Source organism: Paenibacillus sp. Soil787 (genome assembly GCF_001429545.1).
Lineage (GTDB): Bacteria > Bacillota > Bacilli > Paenibacillales > NBRC-103111 > Paenibacillus_E.
Genome location: NZ_LMSP01000001.1, coordinates 424,095 through 445,015 on the forward strand (window position 1 = coordinate 424,095; position 20,921 = coordinate 445,015).

A 20,921-nucleotide genomic window follows, 5' to 3' on the forward strand; every position below is an offset into this window, starting at 1 on the left:
ATTAGGATTTCCTATGGGGGCTGAAGTGATGAAATCTTACATACAGGAAAAAGCTTTATTTTTTAAATATCTGATGTCTTATGTCATTATTTTATTTATTTGCATTGCAATTATGGTATTTTTTGTAAATAACCAATTCATAGGTGTACTTAAGGACGAGTTAATTGCCAATAACGCAAATACGTTAAATCGTGTCATGTATATCGTAGACGCCAATATTAAGCAATTTGATAGCATACAAACCCATATTCAAATGAACAGGAGCTTAAATCCCTATTACGGTTTGAATGATCCGAATCTTGCTATCGATGCGCAGCGTGAACTTGGCAAATATTTGGTTTCGAACAGCCTAATTAAAGACATGATGGTCTATTTTCGAGGCGATTCGTTTATTTACTCCAGCACAAGCTCGTATTCTATACCGTTATTTATTAATCAAGCATTTAGATACAGTTCTTGGAATGAAGAGGATTTTAAAAGAGATATCAATTCGCTAAAGGTTCCAAAAGTACGTTCTGCCGAGGATGTTATCAAGTATGATCGTGAGCAGTCAAGAATTGTAACTTTTATTTTCCCCATTTCCAGTTTCGGCGTTGACGCCAAAACAACGGTTCTTTTTTTGGTGGATGAGCAGTTTTTTACCAAAATTATTAAAGACAATTTTGGCGGATATCATTCAAGTATTATGATTCTGGATAAGAATAATCAAGTTATTACCGCTTCTAATAATGCTATTCGTTTATCGGCGGATCGTCTTATCGAGTATCTCGGCAGCAACGAGAATCATTTTACCCAAACGGTTTCAGTGGACAATCAGAAGATGTTCATGTCTGTATTGAAGTCTAATGAAACGGGCTGGAAATACATTTCTTTTACTCCTGTTAATGAAGTTCTGAAAAAGACGGATGGCATCCAGGTTGATTTTATTCTCGTAGTGATCCTGCTTTTAGTGATTGGAAGTATTGTCATCTATTTCAACATGCGAACCAACTATAAACCGGTAAAAAATACGATCGATTATCTTTCCAATCAGAATAAAAGTTTAATATCCAGTACCCGAATCGCTTCCAAGGACTTTATTCTGGATAGTCTTCTCAAGGGGCGGATTCATACGCCGGATGATCTAAAGCAGCAGGGGGAGCCCTTTGCGATATCTTTTAGAAATCCGCTTCATTTGGTGATCATTGTTCTCTTGCATACACCTCATTCCATAAAATCTCAGGCTGTTCCGGAGTTGTTGGATCAATTTGAAAGCACGGTCAACCTTTTTTTCAATGGGTATGTCAGGGAACATTTGGATCAAAAGAAAATGGTGTGTATTTTGTCTCTGGATGAGATTCAATCGGAATGTCTTATGGCGGAGCTTGACGCTTTTCAAATTCATTTGAAAGAAGCTATAAGTATTCAAACAACAATTGGGGTTGGCAACGTATACGAGGATGTTAAAATTATTCCGCAATCCTATGTGGAAGCCTCTGCCGCTCTTGATTACCGTTTAGTGAAAGGGAATGGCGGCATTATTTTCAATGACGAATTATCCAATCAGGATGATTCGTTGGACTCCTATCCGCATAAAGAGCTTGATATTTTGAAAAGCTTGATCAAACAGGGCAATGACCTGGAAATTGAATATGCGTTGAACAATATCATCAATTATATGAAAACTTGCAATACCCCTCTTTTTGTTGCAAGAGGGCTTTGCTTTGATATCTTGAACATTGTCTGGCGGACTTTTGCAGAAGTTAACAAGGAGCTTTTGCTTCCTAAAGGCGAATATCCGAATGCCTCTATGCTTGCTGAATTTGAGACGATTGAAGAACTTACAAACCTTGTTAAAAACTTTTGTTCCCATATATGTACGTCTATCCGCGAGAGTAAAGCCGTAAAGGATCAAAGCCTTATCAATGATGCGGCCTCCTATATTCAAAGCTATTTTGCGGATTGTGATTTCTCTATTCAAAATATGGCTGACCATTTCGGAATGACACTTACGAACTTAAGCCAGTACTTCAAAAATCAGACCGGACAAACGATTATTGAATATACAACGAATTTAAGGATGAATAAGGCGAAAGAACTGTTACTGTCAAGTGATTCAAACCTTAATGAAATATCCATTCAGGTAGGCTATTTGAATTCCTCCAGCTTCATACGCCGATTCAAACAGATAACCGGATTGACTCCCGGACAGTATGTGAAGGAAAAAAAGAAATAGATCATATTGGAGAGTAGCATCATGCAGATTAAACCTTATCAAATCGCGGTAAACGGTAGCTTTGGATGTCAAAGACCGATAGGAGCTGGTTATTTCGACCCCAATTGCAATCAAACGTTTGTCGCCTGGAATGGGCCGGAAATGGATGTATATGTAAGAAGCTTCCATCATGATGATCATGTGTGGGGGCAGAGTATCAAAGTTATCGCCAACGGCATGACAGGTACCTGGGATTATCACAATTACCCCGGTATGGTGCAAGCTCCTGACGGCAGACCGTTGATTTTTTATGCTAGGCACTCTCAGGAATTGTATCAGCTCGCTGCCCCGGAGCCGCATTCATTATCGGGCGAATGGACCCGCAAAACCATCAGCGATGATCGGAACTGTTACCCTGCGCCAGTTGTCGTAGGGGATAAGATCTATGTCTTTTATTCGTGCAATGACGATAACCGTTATCCCTATCGGACTTACCGTTTCATCCGCTCTAGCGACTGCGGGGCTACTTGGTCCGAGCCGGTTACCATTATCGACAGCGGCAAGAACGATTCGGATAAATTCGACGAGGTTTATGCATTCGGAACGGTGTACGAGCCGGGGAACGGGGATCACCAAGGCAAAGTCCACTTGACGTGGTCCATGTGGGGCGGACCAAAGGGGCACGCCAGAGAAGGGCGCGGCTGTTTCTTTGCTTCCTTCGATCCGTCGAACGATCGAATGTACAGCGCAGATGGAACGGACCTTGGCACATGCATCGACTTTGATCATATGATGGGAAAATGTTTGATCGAAACCGCGGAGCCCGCCGACGATTTCAGCCATACCATTTTATGCCCTGTAACGGCTGTCGATCCCCTCACAGGAGCGCCTGTCGTCGCTTATGGCTACAGGGATCACAACCGGCCTAAGGGTGTAGTTCACGCAGCCAGATGGTCCGGCGGGCAATGGTCGATTCAAACGATTGATGATACAACCTGCGAATTCAGGGACATGGAGCTGAATCCCTCGGATGGCAGGCTGAGGATCGCTCTTTTGTCCGGAAACATGCTGGTCGTCCGGCAATCGTGCGACGGGGGTATCACTTGGCTTCATGAAGGAAATACCGAAATTCCTTTTGATAATGGGGCATATTATGCGCCTTACACGAATTTTATCAAAAACCACAAGCCGGAGGTTCAATTGCTTCTTGGACAAATCAATTGGGGGGAGGCCTTTTCGGACTACTCTGGTAAATGGTCCATTTACACGGTGGGACTGCCTTGCCAGGCGTAATCTTCAAAAGTCGTTGAAAATTAGTCCGCTGGTAGACGAGAGGTAATACTTAGAGCAATACAAAAATTCAGACAAGCCTGCAGCGTAATCAGCCGCAGGCTTGCTTTCGTTAGTCCAAAATGCCGGTATTAAGAATCCTAATCTTAACTTTTGGCTTAATACTGATCTTCGGATACTGCTTTCGCCAGTTCAATCCTTCGAACAGCTTCGGATGATAGGCAGCCACCTCATGCCCTAGCTGCAAATAATCGCAATTGGCCTTCTGCAAGGTTGCAATCACGTTAGTTGCCTTTGTAGTTATATCAGCTGCGATTTCGTTTTCCAGCTTTGTGAGCATTTTCTTCGTGTGTTTCTTATAATCTTCATGTCCTTCCTCGACTAATTTAAGATCCAGTTTTAACGAGATTTCAATTTCGCGGAGGTTGTCACCATTAGAGATAATATGGAAATTCTGTTTGGCATTCTGTATTAGAACCGTATAATTCTTTTCGTCAGTTTTACTAATAATCGGCTGGTTTCTACCCCTAGCGCCATTCATTAGATAGGCTATCTGGGTATCCTCATCATTTAGATTTACTCCGGTATACTTCCCGTCGCTAAACAAAGAAGTACCTGCAAGGCGAGCCCCATTCTCATAAGGCTCGAACCGATTGAGCACGAAGTCGTTAATGAACTCGGCTCCACCGAGTATATAGTGGACTACTTTGTTTGAAGGAATTCTTCCTCTCCGTTTTTCCTCATCCAATAAGCCTACCAGAAATTCCGATAAGGTCTGTTCTTTAATTTTCTCCTTAGACAGCAGCTTCGATAGATCGCCGTCATACACGGCTAAATAGCCATACAACGGATTGGCTATAAATTGACCGGTCATATCTAGATAGCTCAGCGGCTGATCTTTAGCGAATCTGGTGCTAATTAGAAACAACCTGGTCTCGAGTGCAGCAAGGTTGCCAGGCATTTCCTTGTATGTCTTAGCCGCGGCGTCATAGAGGTTATCGCCCTTTGACGCAATGTGTAAGTTTTTCGGCTTGCCTCCTCCCTGAGCAACTTGTTGGAGAGAGGAAATCACATAGTCTACCTTGATTTCCTTGCTGTCACCCTCGAAATCGATTCCGATAACGTCAACAAAAAGCATCTTCTTCAGCTGAACCTGATCCCAGCATCCTGTCAGCAGCAGGCAGATGATTAGCGCTGCAATCACTCTCTTCATATGCCGCTCCTCCCGGTGCCTCGCAGCTTGGAAATCAAGAGCAGGATGAGTGGCAGAATGGCGATCATAATGATCGACAGTTTGTCCTGAATCGAGGAAAACTGCAAAATGGCACTACGCTTGGTCAGGAAAAAACCTCCTATGAAACAAACGCATACAATCGCCCATACCCAAATATGCTGCTTGCCCAAGCCCTGACTGCGTAGATGAAGGAAGGCTTTAGCGGCCAAAAAGAAATACACATAGATCGTTGTCGATATAATGCATACATAGAAGATGAGGAACAATATGTCAATGCTCTGCAGCGTCTCAACTTGATAGCTCTTTAATATAAAAATGATCGGTTCCGGAATAACCTTGAGCTGTGCCAAGCTGAACTTCATTGAGCAGATCAGGCAGACCGTGACATCGTACACGACTGTGCAGGCGTTCGCAAGCGATATCGTTAGAAGCAGCTTCTTTTTGCTTTGGGTCTTTACATACGGGTAGGCATAAAGGAGCAGATCATACCCGACAAAAGCGCTAAATGAAACATATGCTCCCTTCATAACCGGATACCAGCCGTCGGGTAAAACCGGCAGTAAGTTTCTTACGTCAAGTCCGTAAATTCCACTAAGAACGATCAGCATAAAACTAATGAAATAGTAGAAAATAAAGGTTTGCGATACATAAGCAAGCTTCTTCAGCGTTGACGTTGCCGCATAGCCGCACACAATAAGAAGCATAAGAATGATTACCCACCTAGGCGTCAGCAAAAATACCCATCTTTTTATGATGTCGGTATAAAGCAATGTTAGCAAGAGTCCGGAAATGGCGTAATAGCATCCATACAATAATTTGATGCAAGCTCCAATCGGTTTGCCTACAATTAGTGGGAGATAGGCATAGAAATTCCGTGCCGGATATCGGCTGCCAAGCCACCAAATCAGCACGATGCCTACTTGTGCGGCCAGTCCGCTTAGCAAAACAGCCAGCCAAGCATCATGCCCGGAAACCTCGGCCTCTGCATGGGGAAGAGATATTATTTCCGTTCCAAGCTGCATCATGATCACGAGCGAGATCAGCTGTCTTCCGGTGATGTTTTCTTCCTTTTTCAACGTTTCCAACTCCTTGGATTCCGCATCCTTGTTCGATTGCTCGGCGCCGTTCCTTCCGGCCGCTTGCGCAAGCTCCAAATCGGTGCGCGAAACAGCGTATCCTTCACATCGCTCAAGGAGAAGGGCGGCGAATAGTAAGGGAGTCCCATCGTATTCATTTGACACAAATGTATAAAAATTATCATGAAGAAGAAGGCGAGGCCAAATAGACCGAAATACGAGGAAAGTATGAGCGCAGGATAGCTTAGCAGGCGAACTGCGCTGCTCATCTCGTACGAAGGCATGATAAAGGAGGCCAGGCCCGTTAAAGCGGCAACGATAACCATTGTATTGGAAACCAAATTTGACTGCACGACCACTGTTCCGATTACAATACCGCCAACTACGCCGATCGTTTGGCCGACGGGACTCGCCAGCCGAACAGTCGCTTCTCTTAAAATCTCAAGCATGATCATCATCGAAAGCGCCTCGAATACCGGAGGAAACGTGACGTATTTCAGTGAGCTCTGCAGCGTATTGACGAAATTGATCGGCAGCAGCTGCGGATTAAAGGCACTGACCGCCACATATATGGCAGGCAGGCCAATCGTAATAAAAAAGGAGCAGATACGCAAAAGCCGAAAGAATGAGCCTAACAGCCAACCTATTTGGTAATCATCTGGGCTATGGAAAAAAGACCAGAACGTTACCGGCAGGATGATCGTGTCTGGTGACCCTGCAGTTCCGAGGACGACCTTCCCCTCCATCAAATAGGCACGTGCGCGGTCAGGCCTTTCCGTTATGAGCAGTTGTGGAAACAGGCTGAATTTCTTCTCTCGGATTAACTCATCGATAAATCCAGGCGCCTCGACATAGTCAATGTCAATGCTTCTGAGTCTTCTGTCCATTTCCTCTATGATCGCCGTATTCGCAATCGACTTTATGTACATGACAGCCACCCTCGTTTGCGAGAGCCGCCCTATCGTATACGTTTTTACGACGAACTCCGTAGAGTTGATTAGCTTGCGCATCAGATTGATATTTGTATCTAAATTTTCAATGAACGCTTCGTTCGCACCGCGTAAAACCCGCTCATTGGTCGGGATATTGATGGAGCGCTCCTTCTTTAAATCCACCCCGAGCAGGTAAAGCCAGCTCTCTCCGCCGCGATGCAACACGGCTTTGCCGTCCAGTATTGCTTGAGCCGCTTCCTCGAATAGCTCGGTTTCAGCATAGTCGAGAATTGACACGACGTCGCGGACCGCGTCCTTCGGACGGAGAAGCAGCGGCTTCAGAATAAAATCTTGAACGTGGGAGGAATCAATCAACGTGTCGAAATAATACAGCCTATACTCCGTTCCCCCAATGTACAGCTGTTTCGATTGAAAGTCGCTTTGTTCTGCGAAAAGCTGTTTGAAATATTGCTCTGTAGCTTCAATCGATGGACTTAGCTTCACACGTTTTTCCTCCCTCCATCACCGATTTCCTTAATTTATCCAATAAATTTCAAAAATATGTAAAGGCTATTTGCATAGGCAAACGTCAACGATTGCAAAGCTGATTCTCCAACCTATTATAATGGCCGTTAGGATTACCGCGATTCTATCAACCATGGACGAGTTATGGGCTTCAAGATGACTAAATGTAGGTATAGTTAAAATTATGTATGAATAACACTAATAAAAAATTCATTTATCAGGAGAGTGCAACCATGGAAACAGGTATGAACACGAGAAAGGGCTCGCCGTTAGTCAAAAGCATGAATGTAGGAGTCGGAGTTGTAGTAGTTCTAGTATTAGGGTTCTCCATGTTTAGCACAGTGGAGAATGGGCATATTGGGTTTCGTAAAACATTGGGAAGCGTAAGTTCAACCCCTTTAGAACCGGGACCTCACTGGAAATGGCCTTTCATAACAAGCATCATAACTGTGAATACTCAGGTGGCCAAAGCTGAATCAGACGCTGCTGCTTCATCAAAAGACTTACAGCCTGTACACAGTCACGTTGCTGTTAACTATACAATCGACAAAGGATCTGCCTATGATTTGTTGAAGGATGTAGGAACAGACTTCGACTCAAAAGTAATCAGCCCACACGTACAAGAAATCTTTAAGGAAGTTACGGCTAAGTACAGTGCAGAGGAATTAATTTCGAAGCGAGAGCAAGTAGCTTTAGAAACAAATGATCTGCTGAAGAAATCGTTGAATGGTTATCATATTGACGTCAAAGATATTTCCATCGTAAACTTTACTTTCTCGGATGCATTTAATCAATCCATTGAACAAAAGCAGATTGCGGCTCAGAATGCGATGAAAGCTCAGAACGATTTAGAAAAGGCAAAGATCGATGCGCAACAAAGTGTAGTAAAAGCTGAAGCCGACGCTAAAGTAGCTAAAGCTAAAGCGGATGCAGATCTGTATGTCGCTCAACAGCAAGCAAAAGGTAATGAAGAGTTAGCAAAATCCATTACTTCGAACCTAGTAGATTATCAATTTCTTAAAGTATGGAAGGGTGACGTTCCAGATGCTTGGGGTAATGGATCTTTGATTAATATGTTACCTAGCAAAACTCCTGTTGCTGCCGATCCTTCTAAGAAGTAATTAATAATTGGTAATCGACTGACTCTCACTGGATATTGACCAACTATAAAGAGACAACCTTAGCGGTCCCTATGGGGATCAGAAGGTTGTCTTTTAATAGTTTTGATAGCTATTTTTTTTTTATTTGTAGTCGAATAACGTTCCATGAAGCTTTGCTAAGCATAGTCTTAACATATCCGTCGTCGGTTTTGGCGTTACCGGCTTTATGAGGGACGACATTGTCGGGCTTCGTTTTTGTGTTGGTCGCTTTTAAATCTTCATTCTCCAACACGATATGCTCGAGAATGCTAACTTCACCGAAGCTGCGGACGTCAACGTTAAGCTCGAGTCCCTCTGATAAATGACGATTTACAGCGAAGATCGTCACTTCACCTTGCTCTTCATTGAAAACACTGATTGCCTCTAGATACGGAACGTCGGTGAAATCCTTTGAATCGTATTTAGGTGATGAAGTAATGGGGTGAAGCACCGTTCCTCTACCGTACAAGGAAGCATGAAGGTACGGATAATAAGTGGTTTGCAGCCAAAGAGGGCCTCCATTTTCAGTCATAATCGGTGCAATCACATTAATCAATTGGGCTATGCACGCCATTTTAACACGATCCGCATGTTTCAGCAGTGTAATCAGGAAGCAGCCTACTGCAAGAGCATCTTCGAGCGTATAAACATCTTCGAATTCAGGCGGTGCAACCTGCCAACGTTCATCAGCACGGCTTGATCCGATGGTATTCCAAACGTTCCATTCATCCATTGAAAGCATGAGCTTTTTCTTGCTCCGTTTCTTCGCTTTCATGTAATCGCAAATAGCTGTTACACTGTAAATGAATTGATCCATATCAAGCGATTTCGCCAAGAAATTAGATGTATCATTCGCATTATTATTGTAATAGGAGTGCAAGGATAAATAATCCACTTGATCGTAGGTAAGATCGAGCACGGTAGCCTCCCAATCAGCGAACGTACTCATTCCACTTGTTGAGCTGCCGCATGCCACAAGCTCTATGGATGGGTCAACCCAGCGCATAACTTTGGCCGTTTCATTCGCTAATCTGCCATATTCGACTGCCGTTTTTGCTCCGATTTGCCAAGGGCCATCCATTTCATTCCCAAGGCACCACGTTTTGAAATTATGCGGATCTTTATATCCATGTGATATTCGCAGATCGCTCCAGTAAGAACCAGAAGGATGGTTGCAATATTCGACGAGATTTCTAGCCGCATCAACGCCGCGGGTACCCAGATTAACGGCCATCATGACTTCTGAACCAACTAGTTTAGCCCAATCCGCGAATTCATTTGTTCCCATCTCATTGGTTTCGGTTGTCCACCAAGCTAGATCCAATAGACGCTTCCGCTCGGCCTTTGGACCAACACCGTCCTCCCAGTTATAGCCGGATACAAAATTCCCGCCTGGATAGCGAATGATGGGAACATTCAGTGAACGAATAGCATCCAGAGCATCGCGTCGAAAGCCGTTCTCATCTGCGGTTGGATGGTTTGGCTCATAAATTCCGCCATATACGGCACGTCCTAGGTGTTCGATAAATGACCCATAGAGCCGGGGATCTACTTCTGAAATGGTGAAATTCTTGTCAATAAGCATAGTCGATTTCATGGACATAGCATATAATCCTCCTAGTTGAATTAATGGAATGATTAAATCATAATTATTGATATTCTATATAATATTTATCATAATAGATAAATACAATCAATAACCTATAAACGAAAAATATAGAATTAAGTAAATTACTAATTCAAGAATGGGCGTGTAATCATGTATTTATCAACGGATTCGGAATCGCTTCAGGTCTACGAAGCATTGGCGAGCGAGGTGCGGCTGCAGATTATTGATTTATTATATACAAAAGAGATGCATATTAAAGAATTGGCTTCTGAGCTTTACCTAAGCAGTGCAATTGTCAGTACGCACGTTACCAAACTGCAGAAAGCAGGGCTCGTAAGCTATAAAATGAAAAGGGTTAACGGCGGGACCTATAAGTATTGTTCGTTGTCAACGGAGTACCTGCAAATAAAATTATCCCGTTCTTCTATGTTGAAAAGAAAATTCGTAGAGGTTGCTATGCCTGTCGGCCAATACACGGATTTCGCGGCTTCCCCTACGTGTGGAATTGCAACAACAGAAAAGATGATCGGTTATTACGATAATCCGACCTATTTTTTGGATCCTGAACGCGTTCATGCAGGCATTTTGTGGTTTGCTAGAGGGTTTGTCGAATATAAATTACCCAACTATCTCTTCAAAGATCAAATCGTACAAGAAATTGAAATCTCCATGGAAATCGGTTCCGAAGCTCCCCATATTAATGAAAACTGGCCTTCGGACATCCGATTTACAATCAATGATAAATTACTGGGAATGTGGACGAGTCCCGGAGATTTTGGTCGAATGAGAGGTAGATTGTCACCAGATTGGTGGCATTCTGACGTCAATCAATACGGATTAATGAAAGTACTTCGAATAAATGCAAACGGTACATTCATAGATGGGCAGCAAATTTCGGATGTCACGATCAAGGATGTACAATGGGATAGCACGCAGTGGACATTGCGAATAAGTGCTGAAGATACCTCTCGAGGTCGAGGAGGTTTAACCTTATTCGGCAAGGGTTTCGGCAACTACGATCAAGACATCTTAATTCGAAGTTATTACGAGTGATTTGAGGAAGGTAATAGAAATTTATTGCGGAGGTAAAGGGATGGCACGTTCTTGTCGTGTACTTATTGTAGATGATGAAATTTTAGTCAGACAGGGTATCAAGCACTTGTTGTATTGGGAACAAGAGGGGTTTCAGATCGTTGGAGAAGCTTCCAACGGCAAGGAAGCTCTTGAACAAATAGAGCGGTTGCAGCCGCAAATCGTTATTACGGATATCGTGATGCCTGTTATGGGAGGAGCGGAGCTTACTCGTGTGATAAAGTCGCAGTTTCCGGAAATTGAAGTGATCATCTTAAGTAGTTTTGGCGAGTTTGATTATGTGAGGTCCACCTTTCAAAGCGGGGTTGCTGATTATATATTAAAGCCAAAGCTTGAAGCTGAGCAGCTGCTCGACATATTGAAGCGCACCGCGCGTAAGATTCCCTCTTTAAAGCTGGAAGAGTCAAATGACGATGGCAGCTTGTCCATTAAGGGTGTCATCGATAAGCTTATTTCCGGTTATGAGGTTGATGACGATTTTAAAGATATCACCGCTGCTTTTCCATATCCAAGTTACATCCTGCTGGGAGCTGATCTCAAGCAATTGCCGAGCAAGAGCAAGGATCAATATACCGCTTCACAATGCATGGCGAAAATTGCTGCTGAGTTGGATAGCGGCTTCGATCAGGCGGTTTATTATCCCGTTCCCACTGATCCTAACATGGTTGTTATGCTGGTAAACATGGACAAGAGCGAGTGGGATCGATTCACATTTATCGTTCGGAAGCTTGCCGCTTGGACTAGGAATCAGCAGCTGGAGATTGGCTGGACAGTCGGTGAGGTATTTAGCGATTTGAGACTGCTCGGCACGAACTTTAGGGAGGGGTTCCTGAAAATAAACGCCTATCGCTTTTTTTTACCTACCTCCAACAATTTAGTTGTATATGGGGAACTGCCGAAACATACTGAAGAGGTTGCGAAATTTAATATGACTCGCTTTACCGAACTAATGAATCGACAACAGTTCGAAGAGGCCTTCCATGAGTTATTGGGGTATGTGCAAGCCGCGTCAAAGCATTATCAAACGGATGTGTTTGAGTTCAAGTCCTTTTTGGGAAACATCATTTTTAATATAACAATTGTGCTTGGGCGTTTGGAATTGGATATGAAGAACTTGGAAGAAGCGAAATATGTTTATTTCAAATCGATAGGCGAAGCGTCGCATGTCAGCGAAGCGATCAGGCTTCTTGAGACATTTATTCAGGAAACAAACGCTGTTATAAAAACGAAGCGGTCAACGAGTGGAAATCCCAATATGACGATGCTTCTTGATTATATCCACCAGCATTACGCTGAGCCACTCAGCCTAACGGAAATAGCTAAGCATTTTCATTTTAATCCTTCTTATTTGTCGAGTTATTTCACATCGCATAATAAAGAAGGCTTCAGCGAATATTTGAACAAGATTAGAGTCGAGAAAGCAGCGGATTTGCTGGAACAGGATTCCGCATCTATATCCGAAATTAGCGAAAAAGTAGGTTATTCGGACCATAGTTATTTTACAAAAGTTTTCAAGAAATTAACGGGCATGTCACCGAGCCACTACAAAAAACTTCATCTCAACAAGAAAAGGAACTAGGTTATGAGGAGACTTCTGGACAAATTTAAATATCACAGTCTTTTTATTAAAATGTTTATCGTCACGGTGGTTAGTATTATTTCCGTGTCACTCCTCACTTCACTTGTCACGATTCAAATGTCGGAGCGGCTCTTCATGAATACATTCAGTATTACGAACTCAAAAATCATTAGCCAGATTCAAGCGAATTTCGAATCGTTCAATTATTCTATCGTTACGGCATCGAATAATGTGCTGCAGAACGGCACGATAAAAGAGTTTCTGACGAATACGGATATGGACACACTTTCTGCTGTGCAAAGTCAGTATGAGGCTAGCCAGCAGATGAAACGGATTCAGTCTACTGTAGCAGCCTACCCAGTTACAATTACGATCAGTGGAATGAATGGGAAAAGCCACTCGACGGACAGCTATTATTGGCCGAGCTCATTGGAAAAGCTGAGAAAGAGCATGTTAACCGTCAATACCCTTGTCGCGCCAAAGCGGCTTATCTATCAATTGGATAAAGACAGCATAACCAATTCGTCTGAAGCTGACCCAGTGATTGTCGCTTCTAGGGCACTTATGGAGAGAACGAGCGGCAATCCATATGGTGTTCTTTATTTTGCCATACGTGAAAGTGACTTTAAGCGGTTCTTCACGAACTTCACAAGCGATGGCAACGACGTTATTATATTGGATCGTTCGGGCAATGTCGTATCGAGTAACCGCCAAGAATTAATCGGAGAAGAGGCGCATGATTTACTTGGCTATGCAAAAGAAATGGAACAAAAAAAAATAAATGTCAAAGATGTAAGTGTAATGGGGAAAAATAGTCTAGTGCTTTCGGAATACCTTCCTACGTATGATTTTTATCTAGTCAATCTCATTGATAAACAAATGGTGCTTAGCCAGATGGTCGATGTCAAAAGGGTTGCGCTTATCTGTATGGCTATCGTGTTCGCAGCTCTGCTTATTGTATTTCTTATTTCCAGACGTTTAACAAAGTCATTGACCCTGCTAGCCAGACAAATGTCGGGCATTACGGAAAATAATTTCGATAATTATATCACGGTTACTGGCAGCTACGAAATCAAGGAGCTCGGACATGCCTACAATTACATGCTGGATGAGCTTAACGATTATATAAAGAAGCTGATTCAGACACAGAAGGACCAGCGTAACGCGGAGCTATCCGCTCTGCAAATGCAGATTAACCCGCATTTTCTATACAATACTTTGGCATCCGTGAAAATTTTGGTCCAGCAGGGGAATAAGGAGAAAGCCGCCGCGACCATCAACTCCCTTATCTCCCTTCTACAGAATACGGTCAGCAACATTAGTGAAACGATAACCGTTGAGGAAGAACTGGTTAATTTGAAAAATTATGTCTTTATTAATCACGTGCGTTACGGTGAGCAGATCAAAGTTGATTATTTTATAGCCGAAGATTGTATGTCTTATCATGTTCCCAAGCTCATCATCCAGCCTTTTATCGAAAATGCCTTTTTTCATGCTTTTCATGAAAGGAACGAAGGGTACATTTATGTACTGGTATCTCGCGAGGCCAATGCGCTGGTCTGCGAGGTCATCGACAACGGCATTGGAATGAAAGGCTTTGATCATGGGAATAATTCGCAGAGCTCCGTTAGCAGCAGCCGTTTTTTCTCCGGTATTGGAATTCGAAATGTACATGACCGTGTATCACTGCTTTATGGAGAGGAATTCGGCGTTACCATTGTGAGTAACATCGGCGAGGGAACGAGAGTGAAAATAAAGCTTCCACTCCTTCATACCTAAAAAAAATACCAATAAACAAATTATTTGCTATTCACATAATAAACCAATAGAAAGCAAACAATAGAATGACAAATCCACACAAATATATTACTAACGGATCATTTTAACGAATTGTTATAATGATTATTGTTAGCCGGCAAACGCTTTCAATACTAATTTACAGTAATTTAAAGGGGCTGAATTTTTGTGAAAAAAGTACTCGCCATTCTATTGGCCAGCTTAGTACTATTGACGGCATGCGCGAGCAAAGGGAATAATGTGCCGAATACGGGTGGAAAAACCGCTGAAGCTACGCCAGCAGCTGCGAAGGAAATTACAGTATGGGCGTGGGATAAAGTATTTAATATTGGTGCTATGGAGCGTGCAAAAGCGGCTTACGATGCGAAAAATCCCAATTCCGGTTTGAAGATCAACATTGTGGAAAACGCGCAAGCCGATATCATTCAGAAATTGAACGCAGGTTTGAATGCAGGTACGACAAAAAGCTTGCCGACAATTGTATTAATCGAAGATTATCGTGCACAAAGCTTCCTGCAAGCTTATCCTGATTCGTTCTTTGAATTAACAAATGTGATTAAACCGACTGATTTCGCCGATTACAAAATTGGACCTACAAGTGTAAATGGCAAACAATATGGCGTTCCATTTGATTCCGGCGTTGCTGGATTGTTTGTAAGAAAAGATTACTTAGAGCAAGCGGGTTACAAGGTTGAGGATCTGCAGGATATCGACTGGAAGAAATTGATTGAGATCGGTAAAGCGGTGAAAGCCAAAACAGGCAAACAACTGCTAACGCAAGATCCGAACGATCTTGGGCTTATTCGCATGATGATTCAGTCCGCAGGCTCTTGGTATTTAAAAGAAGACGGAAAGACGCCTAACTTGGCAGGTAATGCGGCCTTGAAGGAAGCGGCTGAAACCTATAAAGAAATAATGAAAGCGGACATTGTGAAGGCCACATCGGATTGGAGCCAATTCGTTGGCGCATTCAACAGTGGCGATGTAGCTACGATTCCAACCGGTAACTGGATTACGGCTTCGGTTAAAAAAGAAGCGTCGCAGTCCGGCAAATGGGCTGTCGTTCCGTTCCCCAAACTGACAAACAACCCAAAATCCGTCCATGCATCGAACCTTGGCGGCAGCTCGTGGTACGTCATGAACGTCGATGGAAAAGAAGCTGCGGCAGATTTCTTGAAACAAACATTTGGGTCTGACGTTGACTTGTATCAGAAGCTTGTTACAGAGATTGGTGCAATCGGTACGTTGAAAGCTGCGGCATCCGGACCGGCATATACGCAAGCTGACGAATTCTTCGGTGGTCAAAAAGTAATTGCCGATTTCGCCAAATGGACAGAGCAAATTCCAAAAGTGAACTATGGTTTGCATACGTATGCGATTGAAGATATCCTTGTCGTCCAAATGCAAAATTATTTAAAAGGTGCGGATATCGACAAAGTGTTAAGCGACGCTCAAGCTCAAGCAGAAACACAAGTTAAATAATGTAGATTATACGGCCATTCATAAAACCTGGGGCTTCGCCTTCTCCTGATTCCTATGTTAACGTTCCGGTTGCAGGAGTTGGAGGAAGTTCCATGGTTTTATTTCCGTAAAGAAAGGGGTTAGGCTAACGTGAAAGCAGCGAGGCCTGGCGTAAATATTCGCACAAGAGCTAACTTGACTGGTTGGATGTTTATTATCCTGGCGGTCATCATGATTGCAACGTTCTATTTCTATCCCATGATTCAAGCTCTTCTATTATCATTTAAATCGGGTAAGGGAATGAATTTATCCTTCGTCGGCTTCAATAACTACGCTCGTCTGTTTAGCGATAAAACGTTTATAACCGCGGTTAAGAACACGTTTATTTATTTGATTATCCAGGTTCCACTGATGATTGTTCTTGCTATGTTTATCTCTGTGCTATTGAATGACAGTAAGTTGAAATTGAAAGGCTTTTTCCGTACGGCGATTTTCTTGCCGGCTGTTACCTCGCTTGTAGCGTATTCCGTTATTTTTAAATATTTGTTTGCAACGGAGGGCTTGGTTAATAAACTTCTGATCAAGATTCATCTTATTGCAGGCCCGATTCAATGGATCACGGATCCGTTCTGGGCGAAAGTGACGGTTATTCTTGCAATCACATGGCGCTGGACAGGCTATAATATGATCTTCTACTTGTCCGCGCTTCAAAATATCGATCAATCGATTTACGAGGCTGCCAAAATTGATGGAGCTTCATCAACGAGACAGTTTTTTGGAATAACAATGCCACTGCTCAAGCCCATCATTTTATTTACTTCCATTACATCGACAATTGGTACGCTGCAGTTGTTTGATGAAGTTGTTAACATTACGAAGGGCGGACCGGGGAACGCGTCGATGTCCATTTCCCAGTACATTTACAACTTATCCTTTAAATATTCAGCGGATTTCGGATATGCGGCAACCGTGTCGTATTCCATCGTGATTATGATCATTATATTGGCATTTATTCAGTTTAAAGCAGCGGGTGATAATAATGGATAAATGGAAACGTGTCTTTATTTATATATTTCTGAGTGTCGCTGCGTTTATTTCCATATTTCCGTTTCTATGGATGATAATCAGCGCTACCAATAAGTCGGCCGATGTGACGAAGGGAAGATTACTTCCCGGAAGCCACCTAGTGGAAAATATAACAAACTTGTTTAGTTCCGTAGATTTTCTGCCAGCCTTGCTGAGCTCCGCAAAAATTTCGATTACAACGACTGTGCTGGCCATGTTAATCGGCTCCTTAGCTGGGTACGGCTTTGAAATTTATAGAAGTAAGGCGAAGGACGTCGTATTTAACATTCTATTGCTGTCGATGATGATTCCGTTCGCGGCTATCATGGTACCGTTGTTTCAAATGTTCGGCGGTATCTCGCGCGTTATTCCATTTATCGGGCTGGATACCGTGTCCGGCGTTGTTCTGCCGACATTCACCACGGCCTTTCTTATTTTCTTCTTCCGTCAAAATACGAAGATGTTTCCGAGGGAACTCTTGGAGGCCGGCCGAATTGACGGGCTGAACGAATTAAGTCTATTCTTCCGTATTTTCATGCCAACGATGAAGACGACATACGCCGCAGCGGGCATCATTACGTTCATGTCAAGCTGGAACAACTATTTATGGCCGCTCATCGTTCTGCAATCGCCGGAGAAGAAAACAATACCTATGCTGATATCGAATTTGGGATCAAGCTATTCACCAGATTATGGGATTATTATGATGGCTATCGTGATTTCGACGATTCCGACTGCGCTCGTCTTCTTCCTCATGCAGAAGCATTTTGTAGCAGGTATGACAGGCTCGGTGAAATAGAAAAAACAAGTCAGGTGATTACGCATACAGCGCATATCACCTGGCTTTTAAATAACTTTACGGGGGAAAATGTAATGAAATTGACGAAGCCAAACCTAAGCTGGCTTACAGATGTAGGAGTATTTGCTGTGAACCGTCTGCCGGCGCATTCCGATCACCGTTATTATAAAACGTTAGAGGAAGCAGAAGCAACAGCGCCGATGTCGCTGCGGCATGGCCTGAACGGCAGTTGGAAATTCAACTACTCCGTGAAGCCTGCTGACCGTCCCGAGTTGTTCCACCAGCTCGATTACGAGTGCGACAGTTGGCGTCAAATTGAAGTGCCAGGCCACATTCAATTGCAGGGTTACGGAAAGCCGCAGTATGTAAATACGATGTATCCATGGGATGGACATCACGATATTCGTCCGCCAGCTATTCCGGAAAATGATAATCCGGTCGGCAGTTATGTGAAGTACTTCACACTGCCTGATCATATGAAGGGCAGGCCCGTCTACATATCGTTTCAGGGTGTGGAGTCAGCCTTTTACTTGTGGTTGAACGGTGAATTTGTCGGCTATAGCGAAGACAGCTTCACACCGGCGGAATTCGACCTGACGCCGTTCCTGCAGGAAGGTGAGAATAAGCTTGCTGTAGAGGTGTATCAAAGAAGCACAGGCAGCTGGCTGGAAGATCAAGATTTCTGGCGATTCTCAGGTATTTTCCGCGATGTTTATTTATATACCCTACCGAGCATTCACGTTCGCGATCTTTTTGTCCATACTGATCTGGATGCTGCATATGCGAATGGCAGCCTTCGTGCGGATTTGAAGCTGTCGAGCATGCAGTCAGCTAGCTTCTTGCTCGAATTGAAGGACGCGGCAGGGCATACTGTTGCGACGGCTCGCTCCGAAGTGTCCACCATCGAAGCTATATCGTTGTCTATCGATGCTGGACAAGTTACTCCTTGGAGTGCAGAGAAGCCGTATTTGTACGATCTATACGTCAGCGTATATGATCAAGAGGGCACGCTTGTTGAGGTTATTTCGCAGAAGGTCGGCTTCCGCAAATTTGAAATGATCAATAAAATTATGCACCTTAACGGCAAACGAATCGTCTTCAAGGGCGTGAACCGTCATGAATTCAACAGCCGCAGAGGGCGGGCCATTACGAAGGAAGATATGTTGTGGGATATTGCTACGCTAAAACGCAACAACTTAAATGCCGTCCGGACGTCACACTATCCGAATCAGTCGTTATGGTACGAATTGTGTGACATCTATGGAATCTATGTCATTGATGAGATGAATTTGGAAACACATGGTTCATGGCAGAAGATGGGCGCAGTAGAGCCGTCTTGGAATATTCCAGCGAATAAGCCGGAATGGCAAGATATCGTGATGGACCGGGCGATTTCGATGGTCGAGCGCGATAAGAACCATCCTTCTATTCTGATCTGGTCGGTCGGTAACGAAGCCTATGCGGGTGAAGTCCTGCTGAACGTGTCCAACTATTTCCGGAAGATGGATCCTAGCCGGCTTGTTCACTATGAAGGGGTTTTTCATAACCGCAAGTATAACGATACGAGCGATATGGAGAGCCGCATGTATGCGAAGCCGGCAGACATTGAGGTCTATTTGAACGATAACCCGCAGAAGCCTTATATAAGCTGTGAGTATATGCACGCGATGGGTAATTCGGTAGGCGGCATGCATAAATATACAGAGCTTGAACAGAAATATGCCATGTATCAAGGTGGCTTTATCTGGGATTATATCGATCAGGTGATCGTCAAGAAAGATCGTTACGGCAAAGAGTTTCTCGCATTCGGCGGCGATTTTGGCGACCGCGCCACGGACTATAATTTCTGCACGAACGGTATCGTTTACGCGGACCGCAAGGTGTCGCCAAAGATGCAGGAAGTGAAGTTCTTGTACCAGAACATCAAGCTTGCGCCAGATCGCCAAGGTGTGAAGGTGACGAACGAGAACCTGTTCGAAGGTACGGATGCCTATGATCTAGTCGTTGTTCTTCATCTTGAAGGCAAGGAGATATTCCGAGGCAAGAGGCATATCGACATTCCGGCGCAAAGCGAGGCTCATGTGCCGCTTGAGCTGCCGTCTGTTGATGAGCCAGGTGAGTATGTCGTACATGCGTCGCTCAATTTAAAGGAGAGCACTCTATGGGCAGAAGCCGGCTATGAGGTTTCGTTCGGACAATACGTATTTCTGGTTGATGATCTGGCTTCGTCTGCACAACCTGAAGGATCATTCAGAGTCGTGGATGGCGATGTAAACATAGGGGTTCATGGACGAGATTTTAGTATCATGTTCTCGAAGCAGGCGGGAAGCCTGATTTCACTGAACTATGCCGGCCGAGAGATGATCGCCATTCCGCCAGCGCCGTTATTCTGGCGTGCGACAACGGATAACGATAAAGGATTCTCGCTTGGCTTTGACTCAGGTGCTTGGTACGCGGCCAGCTTAACGCGCAAATGTATCGGCGTCGAATTGACGGAGCAAGCGGGAAGCGTAACAGTAACGTTTCAATACAAGCTTAGCATCAGCGCGGACGTTCTAGTGACGGTTGCATACACGGTGTATGCCGACGGCAGTTTGAACGTCAAATCTCGTTACGATGGAGCAACTGGTCTTCCGAACCTGCCGATATTCGCGTTGTCGTTCAAGGTTCCAGCTGATTATTTCCATTTGGATTGGTACGCGATGGGACCGGAGGAGAACTATATCGATCGTGCCTTCGGAGCTAGGCTTGGGGTGTTCAAGAATGACGCTGCTGATAATGTGTCTGGATATGTCGTACCGCAAGAGTCGGGGAACCGTACAGGCGTCCGCCGTGTGAACATTACGAACAACGATGGCCACGGGATTCGCATAACCGCACCGGCTGCTCAGCCGGTGGAATGTAACATTTCACCGTTTACGGCATTTGAGTTGGAAAATGCCTACCATCATTACGAGCTGCCGAACGTTCATTACACGGTCGTCACGGTAGCGGGCAGACAGATGGGCGTAGGCGGTGACGACAGCTGGGGAGCGCCGGTACATGATGAGTATCTGATCAAAGCCGATCAAGACCTAGCGTTCGAATTCAATATTCACCGGCTATGATGGCTCTAATCGATGTGCTTTG

General features: G+C 44.0%; 14 protein-coding genes. 10 read left to right on the forward strand and 4 right to left on the reverse strand.

Translation table 11 applies throughout. The annotated features are described in order from the left end of the window. The first annotated feature begins 28 nt into the window (after window positions 1-28). Both ASG93_RS01820 and ASG93_RS01825 read left to right on the forward strand, forming a co-directional pair. Window positions 29-2,215 carry a helix-turn-helix domain-containing protein gene (locus tag ASG93_RS01820; protein ID WP_056828235.1) on the forward strand — a complete coding sequence of 729 codons (2,187 nt, stop codon included), beginning with the start codon at window positions 29-31 and terminating at the stop codon, window positions 2,213-2,215. A gap of 21 nt (window positions 2,216-2,236) precedes the next feature. Continuing rightward, the gene (locus ASG93_RS01825) at window positions 2,237-3,487 is read left to right on the forward strand and encodes a BNR-4 repeat-containing protein (protein ID WP_056828237.1); all 1,251 of its coding nucleotides are present in this window, start codon (window positions 2,237-2,239) and stop codon (window positions 3,485-3,487) included. A 109-nt stretch (window positions 3,488-3,596) separates the two neighbouring features. Here ASG93_RS01825 and ASG93_RS01830 read toward each other — a convergent pair whose 3' ends face one another. From ASG93_RS01830 to ASG93_RS01840, 3 genes are read right to left on the reverse strand one after another with little or no spacing between them, the layout of a single operon-like run. After that, on the reverse strand, window positions 3,597-4,697 hold the full coding sequence (locus ASG93_RS01830; protein ID WP_056828239.1) for a Ger(x)C family spore germination protein: 1,101 nt from the start codon (window positions 4,695-4,697) through the stop codon (window positions 3,597-3,599). Next, entirely contained in the window at window positions 4,694-5,794 is a 1,101-nt protein-coding gene (locus tag ASG93_RS01835; protein ID WP_056828241.1) for a GerAB/ArcD/ProY family transporter, read from the reverse strand. The genes ASG93_RS01830 and ASG93_RS01835 overlap by 4 nt, the downstream gene beginning before the upstream one ends. Beyond that, complete coding sequence (locus ASG93_RS01840) at window positions 5,791-7,230, reverse strand: spore germination protein (RefSeq protein ID WP_056828244.1); 1,440 nt, start codon at window positions 7,228-7,230, stop codon at window positions 5,791-5,793. The genes ASG93_RS01835 and ASG93_RS01840 overlap by 4 nt, the downstream gene beginning before the upstream one ends. Before the next feature lie 254 nt (window positions 7,231-7,484). Between ASG93_RS01840 and ASG93_RS01845 the strand changes: the two genes are divergently transcribed. Next, a complete protein-coding gene (locus tag ASG93_RS01845; protein WP_056828246.1) occupies window positions 7,485-8,372 on the forward strand; it encodes a prohibitin family protein in 888 nt (295 codons plus the stop codon). A 109-nt stretch (window positions 8,373-8,481) separates the two neighbouring features. Here ASG93_RS01845 and ASG93_RS01850 read toward each other — a convergent pair whose 3' ends face one another. Beyond that, window positions 8,482-9,993 carry an alpha-N-arabinofuranosidase gene (locus ASG93_RS01850; protein WP_056828248.1) on the reverse strand — a complete coding sequence of 504 codons (1,512 nt, stop codon included), beginning with the start codon at window positions 9,991-9,993 and terminating at the stop codon, window positions 8,482-8,484. A 156-nt stretch (window positions 9,994-10,149) separates the two neighbouring features. On the opposite strand from ASG93_RS01850, the gene ASG93_RS01855 reads away from it, so the two are divergent. From ASG93_RS01855 to ASG93_RS01885, 7 genes are all read left to right on the forward strand, one after another. Continuing rightward, on the forward strand, window positions 10,150-11,052 hold the full coding sequence (locus ASG93_RS01855) for an ArsR/SmtB family transcription factor (RefSeq protein WP_056828250.1): 903 nt from the start codon (window positions 10,150-10,152) through the stop codon (window positions 11,050-11,052). Between the two features lie 40 nt (window positions 11,053-11,092). After that, window positions 11,093-12,670 carry a response regulator transcription factor gene (locus tag ASG93_RS01860; protein WP_056828253.1) on the forward strand — a complete coding sequence of 526 codons (1,578 nt, stop codon included), beginning with the start codon at window positions 11,093-11,095 and terminating at the stop codon, window positions 12,668-12,670. A gap of 3 nt (window positions 12,671-12,673) precedes the next feature. After that, window positions 12,674-14,449, forward strand: coding sequence for a sensor histidine kinase (locus tag ASG93_RS01865; protein ID WP_056828254.1), 1,776 nt, complete (start codon window positions 12,674-12,676; stop codon window positions 14,447-14,449). Between the two features lie 186 nt (window positions 14,450-14,635). After that, complete coding sequence (locus tag ASG93_RS01870; protein WP_056828255.1) at window positions 14,636-15,949, forward strand: ABC transporter substrate-binding protein; 1,314 nt, start codon at window positions 14,636-14,638, stop codon at window positions 15,947-15,949. A gap of 186 nt (window positions 15,950-16,135) precedes the next feature. Next, a complete protein-coding gene (locus ASG93_RS01875; RefSeq protein WP_156410790.1) occupies window positions 16,136-16,975 on the forward strand; it encodes a carbohydrate ABC transporter permease in 840 nt (279 codons plus the stop codon). After that, window positions 16,968-17,792 carry a carbohydrate ABC transporter permease gene (locus tag ASG93_RS01880; protein WP_056828257.1) on the forward strand — a complete coding sequence of 275 codons (825 nt, stop codon included), beginning with the start codon at window positions 16,968-16,970 and terminating at the stop codon, window positions 17,790-17,792. The genes ASG93_RS01875 and ASG93_RS01880 overlap by 8 nt, the downstream gene beginning before the upstream one ends. A gap of 74 nt (window positions 17,793-17,866) precedes the next feature. Further along, on the forward strand, window positions 17,867-20,899 hold the full coding sequence (locus tag ASG93_RS01885; RefSeq protein ID WP_056828258.1) for a glycoside hydrolase family 2 TIM barrel-domain containing protein: 3,033 nt from the start codon (window positions 17,867-17,869) through the stop codon (window positions 20,897-20,899). The last annotated feature ends 22 nt before the right edge of the window (window positions 20,900-20,921 follow it).